Origin of the sequence: Natrinema pallidum DSM 3751 (assembly GCF_000337615.1) — an archaeon.
GTDB classification, from domain to species: Archaea; Halobacteriota; Halobacteria; order Halobacteriales; family Natrialbaceae; genus Natrinema; species Natrinema pallidum.
Genome location: NZ_AOII01000029.1, coordinates 1 through 8,689, shown reverse-complemented (window position 1 = coordinate 8,689; position 8,689 = coordinate 1). Strand labels below are relative to the sequence as shown.

6 protein-coding genes and 1 pseudogene are annotated in these 8,689 nt (G+C 46.7%); 4 read left to right on the top strand and 3 right to left on the bottom strand.

The features are described from left to right. Positions 1–380 precede the first annotated feature (380 nt). Together C487_RS21410 and C487_RS19275 are read right to left on the bottom strand one after the other, a co-directional pair. A pseudogene (locus C487_RS21410) lies at positions 381–839 on the bottom strand (glycosyltransferase family 2 protein); the annotation flags it as partial. A gap of 419 nt (positions 840–1,258) precedes the next feature. Beyond that, entirely contained in the window at positions 1,259–2,083 is an 825-nt protein-coding gene (locus C487_RS19275) for an alkaline phosphatase family protein (protein WP_241431062.1), read from the bottom strand. A gap of 245 nt (positions 2,084–2,328) precedes the next feature. Here C487_RS19275 and C487_RS03800 point away from each other — a divergent pair, with 245 nt between their 5' ends. Further along, positions 2,329–3,828 carry a flippase gene (locus C487_RS03800; protein WP_083864486.1) on the top strand — a complete coding sequence of 500 codons (1,500 nt, stop codon included), beginning with the start codon at positions 2,329–2,331 and terminating at the stop codon, positions 3,826–3,828. 101 nt (positions 3,829–3,929) lie between these two features. After that, positions 3,930–5,363, top strand: coding sequence for a sulfatase (locus tag C487_RS19270; RefSeq protein ID WP_006184351.1), 1,434 nt, complete (start codon positions 3,930–3,932; stop codon positions 5,361–5,363). 236 nt (positions 5,364–5,599) lie between these two features. On the opposite strand, the gene C487_RS19265 is transcribed toward C487_RS19270, so the two are convergent. Further along, the gene (locus C487_RS19265; RefSeq protein ID WP_006184350.1) at positions 5,600–6,658 is read right to left on the bottom strand and encodes a glycosyltransferase family 4 protein; all 1,059 of its coding nucleotides are present in this window, start codon (positions 6,656–6,658) and stop codon (positions 5,600–5,602) included. A 162-nt stretch (positions 6,659–6,820) separates the two neighbouring features. Between C487_RS19265 and C487_RS19260 the strand changes: the two genes are divergently transcribed. Continuing rightward, positions 6,821–7,921, top strand: a complete 1,101-nt coding sequence (locus tag C487_RS19260) for a glycosyltransferase family 4 protein (protein ID WP_083864485.1) — start codon at positions 6,821–6,823, stop codon at positions 7,919–7,921. Positions 7,922–7,981: 60 nt separating this feature from the next. After that, on the top strand, positions 7,982–8,674 hold the full coding sequence (locus tag C487_RS19255; protein ID WP_083864483.1) for a glycosyltransferase: 693 nt from the start codon (positions 7,982–7,984) through the stop codon (positions 8,672–8,674). Positions 8,675–8,689 lie beyond the last annotated feature (15 nt).

The window sequence follows — 8,689 nt, the reverse complement described above, 5'->3', positions numbered from 1 at the left end:
AAGAGCTTCGTCGAGTCATCAGCAGCAATGAGATGCTCTCACGGGCTCACGCTGTGCCGGCTGTCGAGACCTCGGGGTAAACACGTACGGGAGTCTTTTGCTTGCTGATGATCAGGAATGTCTCCAAAGAGCAATTCGTAGATTTGTGCACTTCCCCAGACTCCTTTAGCTAGAGACTGAATGATGAATTCCGATATCGAGCCACTTCCGGGTGCCAGCGGGATGCACTTCCGGAGTCGGTCAGCAAATCTATAATCATGCTTCCGATGATAATATATTGCCTCGCGTCCAAAAGTCCATTTTTTGCGGAAAAAGTCGGGTATTGAATCGACATATTGGTGATCAACAACCATATTTGGCTCATACCACACATCATAACCATTTTGTTTGGCTCGTTTAACTAAATCGGACTCTTCATGTCCCCAGGCTAAATTTTCATCAAACCCCCCAATTGTATCGAATACTTTTCTGTGAATAGCCATATTACATCCTGTGGCCATGTCTACGTATTTTCCTTTATTCCCGTGATCGTAATGGTCTGACAAATCCCCAAGAACACCATCTTTATTTGATATGATACGGCCTGCAACCAGCGAATGATGTTCTAAAGTTTTATCTGCGACTTCCAGATGCGTTTTCGCTGGTTCTGAGTCGTCATCTAAGAATATCAATTTTTCTGAACTAGCACTTGAAACACCGACGTTCCGTGCTTTCGACGCGTTCTTTTCTGTCTGGATCAAAACCTCAAAATCTTGGAGCGTCTGACGTTCAAGCGCATCAAGTACTTCAATCTGACTCTCATCCCGCAACGTAGGTATAATTACGGATACTTGGGCCATGGAGATGATATAACCTCTTTGCTTACCCCGGATATAGTTTAGGGGGACAGCGGCTAGCTGAGCCAATTCAAGAAATAAGCCGCTCAGTTGGTGTTTCTATCCCATCTGTGATGTTATTGGCCATTATTCAGAATGATAAAATTTGGAAATATTGGGGACAGTGACCTTGTCAGAGTGCTTGCCCCCGACTCCATTCGACTGGTTTTTGTTTCGGAAAATATGGGCTATTCTTTGATTGTTCAATATCGAAAATTCCACCTAATGCAATGTAAATATTATATTATATTTTATCGGACCTGCCAATGTTCACGAGGATACACATTACAAGTACCCAAGGTCTTCGAGTCGAGATTCGACATCGCTCTCGGAGACATCAACCGTCTGTCGCTCCTNCCTGCCAATGTTCACGAGGATACACATTACAAGTACCCAAGGTCTTCGAGTCGAGATTCGACATCGCTCTCGGAGACATCAACCGTCTGTCGCTCCTTGTTCGGTTCATATGAATTCTCATCTGATGCGTACGTTTCAACCCACGGGACCCGCCTAAGACATGGCAGTGGATTATGCGGTGGATGTCCGTAGAACCCGAGTTCACCGAACGCGTTCCCGTGATCAGCGCTGATAACCGTGTTCTCAGCGTTGACGTTCTCCAATAGCAGCTCGACATCTTCGAGAACGTACTCGAGATTTTTTCGATACGATTTCCAAACTCGTTCGGTAGCTATCTCTCCAGATTCGAGATCATCCCAGACGGATTCCCATTCGCCGAACGTTTCTATATCGATTCCTGAACCAATCGGATCGGGAATGCTCGGGAAGTGTGGCTGCATATAGTGGACAAGTAATCGATCAGGATTGTGGGTCCTTGCTGTATCGATCGCCCGATCAGTAATCGACCGAGCGGGAACTGTCCCCTGATCGTCGTCCCATGCATAGCGCCATACTTCGTCGAGATGTGCGAATCCACCTGGATTCACGTAGTCGTCAGAATATGGATTTCCAGTGACGTATGCCGTGTTTTCGATCTCGGAACGCCACTCGGATGTGAAATTTCGATCCATCCATGTTCGTGAACCACTTCCTTTTGATCTGATCGTTGCTGGTTCATTAGGAAGAAAATCGTAACCTTCGGCGACTTCCTCGAGTAAATCCGGACGACATGCATCAAGGACAACGAGCATGTCCCACTCGTAATCAAAAATAGAATCCCCAGAAACACGCTTATCGAGACGGTAAGCCACCCCTGTTTGAATTCATCCGCGGATGTTACAAGACCCTGCCTTACACCCTCTGATCTGATATACGAGACAGAACGTCCAAGCCAGTCGACGACCGTCATTTCATCTGAGGATTAGATTGAAGCGCCATATCTCTGTTGTATCGCTTGAACCGCCCAAATCAACTGGCTTCCGGAGTGGTGGTGATTACAATCGTACCGCAATTATAAAGTTCACCATTCCCCAGACCACATGATAGCTGATTCCAGATGGGTGACGACGAGGATGGCGGACGATCACTTGATTCACTCGCATCTATTTCGGAAGGTGCAGGGCTGTTTTTGATTGGTAAAGGCATTAGCAATGTATTCCGTTTTCTGACGAATATCGTCTTAACCCGTTATCTCGGGACGAATTTGTATGGTATCTACGCCTATCTGAACGTCGTATTTTCCCTGTTCACTGTGATTGCCAGGCTTGGTGGAAGCAATTCTGTACTTCGGTACTTGCCGGAATATCGAGAGAATCCCCGCCAGCGACAGGCAATGTTGACTCTTGCCTACGGAACGTCCGTATTGGCAAGTATTCTCGTTGCAGTAGCGATCTACTTTTTTGCTCCGCTGATTTCAGCATATACTCTCGATGATCCGTTGTTCATCGACATTCTCCGGACTACCGCGATCATCATTCCGTTTAATACCCTTTCGAAGATTACCTACGCCGTCTTCAAAGGAATTGAACGAATGGATTACAACGTTGCTATTTCGTCGATCATCCATCCTGCTTTTCGACTCGTCTTTCTCGGCGGTGGTGCAGTGCTAGGTTCTGCACTCACTGGTGTCGCTGCTGGGCTTATCGTCACTGCTGTTTTGACTCTTCTCGTAGCGCTTGTCGCTCTCGTCAAAAAGACTGATCTCGGAACCGTTGTTCGGCCGACTCGAGAAGACGCGAAACGATATTACAACTTCTCTCTCCCTTTAACGTTCAATCAACTGGGGAACTTCCTCTACAATCGGATAGACCTTCTGATGGTCGGATTTTTACTTTCAGGATCTGAAGTGGGTATCTATAATGTAGCCGTTGTCATTTCTGGCGTCCTAGTTCTCCCACTCACGGCATTCAATCAGTTGTTCCCGACGGTTGCGTCACGGCTATATCACAACGATCGAAATAAAGAACTCGAACAAGTCTATCGGAGTGTAACTTGGATCATTTTCACGGTCACGCTGTTCCCCGCGATCGCGATGATACTCTACGCCCAGAATATCCTCTACGTGTTTGGAGATCAATTTACACAGGGAGCACTCGTTCTAGTACTGTTCACCATCGCGCAGATGATGAATTGTTTAGTTGGCCCAAGCGGCTATCTGCTGATGATGTCCGATCGTCAGTACTTGACACTATTCAATCAATTCTCTTCCGGACTTCTCAATGCGATCCTCAATTATGTTCTAATTCTCGAATATGGATTTATTGGAGCTGCAGTCGCGACAGCGTGTGTGCTGATTATGGTCAATCTCCTCAGACTCGGTGAGGTTTGGTATCTCGAACGAATATTGCCATATGACTGGTCGTATCTTAAGCCGATTATTGCAGGAGCTATCGCTGCCACTACTATGTATCTATTGTCCTTTATATTCGAAGGATTTACGATACTCTTTGTCGGTAGTTTATTCGGTGGTCTCGCGTTCGTAGCTAGCTTGTATCTGCTTGGGATTAATGAGCGGAGCTTGAAAGTCATGAAGGACGCAATCCCTAGCGGAAATTAGTTTTTAGTTTAGGAAAGTTGTGTTGGCTCACATTTGCCATTAATACATAATATAAGGCTATTTTTCGACACTGTCTTAGAGGCCCCCAACTAGCATTCGGTATGACTCAAAAGCCGAACATTCTCTGGCTAACCTTAGAGAGCGTTCGAGCAGATCATACCACGATCTATGGGTATGAGCGGGAGACGACTCCGAATATCGAAGCGGTAAGCGAGCGGTCCGATGCAACGGTACTATCGACAGCAGTTTCTCAATCAATGTGGACGCCGGCATCAACTGCGTCGATTCTCACTGGAACTTATCTTTCAACCCACCAACTTGGTCAAGATGGCAAAGCCCAACAAAAACTTCGAACCGATATCCAGACATTACCACAATTGCTTTCAGAAGTAGGATATGAAACAAAGTTATTCACTCCAAACATCTATATAAGCTCATCGACGGGTCTTGACCGTGGTTTCGATGACGTGGAAAACCTAATAACTTCTAAAGATGATTTCCTACCCACAAGCTCATTATTTGCCGATAACTGGTATTGTGCTGCTCGCCGTTTCTTCGAAATGGATGGCATTAGCTTAAGTCGGTATAAAAACGATGTCATTCATAATAAGACGGATATTGTCCCACGACGATTTCGACGATGGAAAACGGACCGCTCGGGATCGGACCAGCCTTTCTTCGCATATGCACATTTGCATGCCCCACACCATCCGTATTTACCCATCGCAAAATACCGAGATGTCTTCGACAACGAGCTCGAAATGGATATTGATGAAGCATATTCCCTAGTAGACGACATTTATGATGGTTCGGATGAAATCAAACGTAGAATGGCGTGTGGTCTAGATTTGGACCAGCGTGAATGGAACGCCATTCGTACTCTGTACGACGCTGAAACTCGATTTACAGACGATATAGCTGGTAAAGTAATCGAAGAGGTTAGGGATATGTCTGACCGTGATCTTATTATAATCATCACTAGTGATCACGGTGATTTGTTCGGAGAGTATGGATTACTTGGGCATAATCTTGTTCTTCATGACGGACTGATTCGTGTTCCACTAGTTATTTCTGGAATTAGCGATATTGCTGATGGCCCTGATATTACTACTCAACATATCGATGTAGTAAAGACACTTGCGTCTATTACTGGGGCAGAAACAGAACAGTTTGAGGGTCGGGATATTCGAAACTCTAACCGACGATTCGCGCTCAGTCAACGCGGGATAGCTTCTGTTGATTCATATATGGAATATAATTCGAGTTTTAGAATTCCAAAGGTCGACAAAGATCCGCTCACTGCTGTTCGAAGTTCGCAGTATAAATATCTTGAGTCCTCTGATATACAGCTTTTGTATGATTTACCGAACGAAGAAACTGATCTTTCTGAAACTCATTCTGAGAAGTGCCAAGAACTCTCTGATGTTCTTGATGAACAAGGAATTGCTTGGAATCATACTGACGACCGCGACAGCGCTGAGTTTGACGATGCCGCTCGTCAGCGATTACGTGATTTAGGATATATCACTGACTAGTATAGTCTAACCAGAGGTGCGGGACAGTATCCAGTTTGGGATAGTTCAATTCTCTCGTTAAGTATCTCTCAGTAACACAGCTCAATTTTGAAAGGCCGAGTTCTCATCATCAGAGGCCGAAGTAATAATTGATGAGTTTGAATCAATGCTCGATAAGCGTTCCAGTGAACATGAACGTCTTGACGATGCAACCCGAGACCGTCTCGAAGAACTCGGGTATCTTGACAGCTGATGTCTTACTCTATCAGTTCGCACAATAGTTCAAACGTTCTTTCAGCGACATTGTCCCAAGAATACTGTTGTGCTATATTACGGCACGCTGTTGGATCAGTTCTCTTGTTCACCACTTGATCTACCCCTTGTGCAAGGTCGTCAGTAATTTCCCCACAGTGTCTCGAGAGGATTGCGGATGCACCACAGTTTTCGGTCGTCACGACAGGGGTCCCGCAAGCAAGTGATTCGAGTACGACGTTTCCGAACGCTTCGAACTTCGCCGGATGTATCGTAGCAATAGCACCGCTGTATAGTCGTGCCAGTTTAGGCTGGCTTACGCGCCCCATCGCTTGGACATTCTCAGAATCGACTTTGGAAGGACCAACGATCCGTATCGGATAGGACGCTGTCTCTGCAAAATTCAGAACAGTAGATAATCCTTTCCGCTCTGACCCACCAACGAAAAGTAAGTAGCTATCTTCTTCTGATGGGTATGGGCGAAACAGGTCCGTGTCGACTCCATTGTAATGAACAATGCTCTTTGAGGGGAGATCATAGTGTTTCCTCCAAACCCGGCGTGTGAGATCGCTATTAAATACGGCCACATCGACAACGTGTAGGGATTTCTGGTCAACGAATCGCCGCGTTGGCTCGACAATCCGACTAAGAATTTGTTCGTGAGTAGGGAGTTCTGACTCTTGAAACGTCTTTTCTTCGCGAATGCAGTCGTGGTACTTTCCGACCATCGGAATATCAAAACCAAATGGAAGGGGTGTATGAGCAACAACGACATCGTACGAATCGATATCGAACGTCCGTAATCGGCGCTTCAGAGCCAATGGGAAGCGAATGTGGTGGCCACGCTGACTGCCGAACGGAATCCGCTCGACAGCTACGTCCTGTGGACATGGGGCTGATTCATCAGCAGTTGTCTGATCACATGTACCGGCCAGAACAGTTACTTCACAACCCTGCTTTTCGAGACTTGAGTACAAATTTCCGAGATGGTATGAAAGTCCACCGAGGACATGAGGGGGAAATTCCCGAGATATAACGAGTATAGATGGATCACGAAATGTCATACGAGAGAGTAACTAGCAGAACGAAATAAGGATATATATTTATCGTGGACTCCATTGATCGACTGCGATGTATATTCAATATCCAGCTTGAATGTTCAAATATATGATCGGGAATAAAATAATATTAGGAGTGAACTGCGGGATGGGGTGTCATTCTCCAGTATGAGTTCAGTCCGAGTTGGTATAAACGGTCGAGTACTAGCTAAGCCCGATTCGGGTGGAGTTGGACGTTATACGGAACGGCTTCTATCTGAATTTACTGAACAACGGGAAGCCTCCTCAAACTGTTCTGTCGTGGCGGTTGGATCAGCGACCGCGTCGACTGTTCCTGACGGTATCGAATCCGTTGGACGGATACCGGATCATAGCGGGCTTCGCGCCCACATCTGGGAACAAATACAGCTTCCTTTAGAATTGCGGTCGCACGACTTCGACGTATTCCACACGCCCGCCGGCCAACCGCCTGTTCTCACCGCAACACCGCTCGTCACAACGATTCACGATATCTCTCCGATTACGCACCCGGAATGGTTCTCCGACGCTTATGCCGCACTTTATCGTCTTTTGACGCCTCTCGCAATACGGACATCAGAAAGGATTATTACTGTCTCTGAGTTCGCTCGCGAAGAAATAATTTCCACGTATCCCTCTGCAAAGGGTAAAACGACGGCGATTCTTAATGGCGTAACCCCTCGAGATCCATCGGCGGCTATTCCGTGCGATGATCTTACGCCGGACGGGTTTCTCCTTTTCGTTGGTTCAATAAACCCGAGAAAGAATATTCGGCGGCTTCTGAAAGCATATAAGCAATACCGAGAAAAAACCGACCAACCCTATCCGCTCGTACTGGTAGGCCCGAATAATGATATATTCGCAGCAACCGACCTTCCAAATATTGATGGGGTGTCCCGTCTCGGATTTGTGTCCGAGGCGAAACTCACGTGGTTATACGATAATGCTGCTCTCTTCGTGTTTCCCTCTCTCTATGAGGGATTCGGGTTGCCAATTCTTGAGGCAATGAGCGTCGGAACACCCACCCTTACGTCCGATTGTGGTGCGATGTCTGAAGTAGCCGGAGATGCTGCACATTTGGTTGACCCAACCGATGTTGACGCTATCGCATCGGGAATTGAACATGTGCTCGATGATCCGGAGAAACGGCACAATCTCAGTCAAAGAGGCAAACAGCGCGCCACAACGTTTAGTTGGGAACGAACTGCAAAACAAACAGCGATCGTGTATGAAGAGGTCGCCGAATCGTGAACCGATCGTTTTTGAAACTATCCGATCGAGAGCTAGCAATAGACCAGACGAACACTCATTATGAACGTTCTTCAAGTCAATAAGTTCTATTATCCGGAAGTCGGCGGTATTGAACGCGTCGTACAGAATATTGCCGAGGGCCTTCCGGAAAAATACACGACCAACGTATTAGCTTCTCGACCGCAAGGATTTGGTGACCAGGAGCGGCACAACGGGGTCGATGTGACCAAGACATCAAGCCTGGGTGTCGTTCAGTCGGTCCCACTTGCACCGACGTTTCCCGCTCACCTTCATAGCGCAACAAAGCGTTCCGACATCGTCCATCATCACCTCCCAAACCCTCTGTCGACCGTCTCGCAATTGACTGTCGGAACCGGTGATGCAACGGTTATTGCTACTTACCACAGCGATATCGTCCGACAGAAAACTGCCCATCAGGTATATGAACCGATCCTTCAGCGATTTCTCGAGCGAGTCGACCGTATTCTCGTTACATCTCAACGGTTGCTTGATCATTCGACTACGCTAGAGTCATATCGAGAGAAATGTGACATCGTCCCGCTGTCCGTCGATTTGCATGCCATTGATTCGGAAAATCCACCGAAATCACAGATCGATAGCGAAAAGCCAACCATTCTTTTTGTTGGTCGTCTAAATTACTACAAAGGAATAGAGTATCTGTATGTGTTTACCCCCAGAAATCGCAGGAGGACAGTAGGTTCAAAATCGGGGAATTCAATTAGAAATCCGTAAAATTCGACCGCCGTC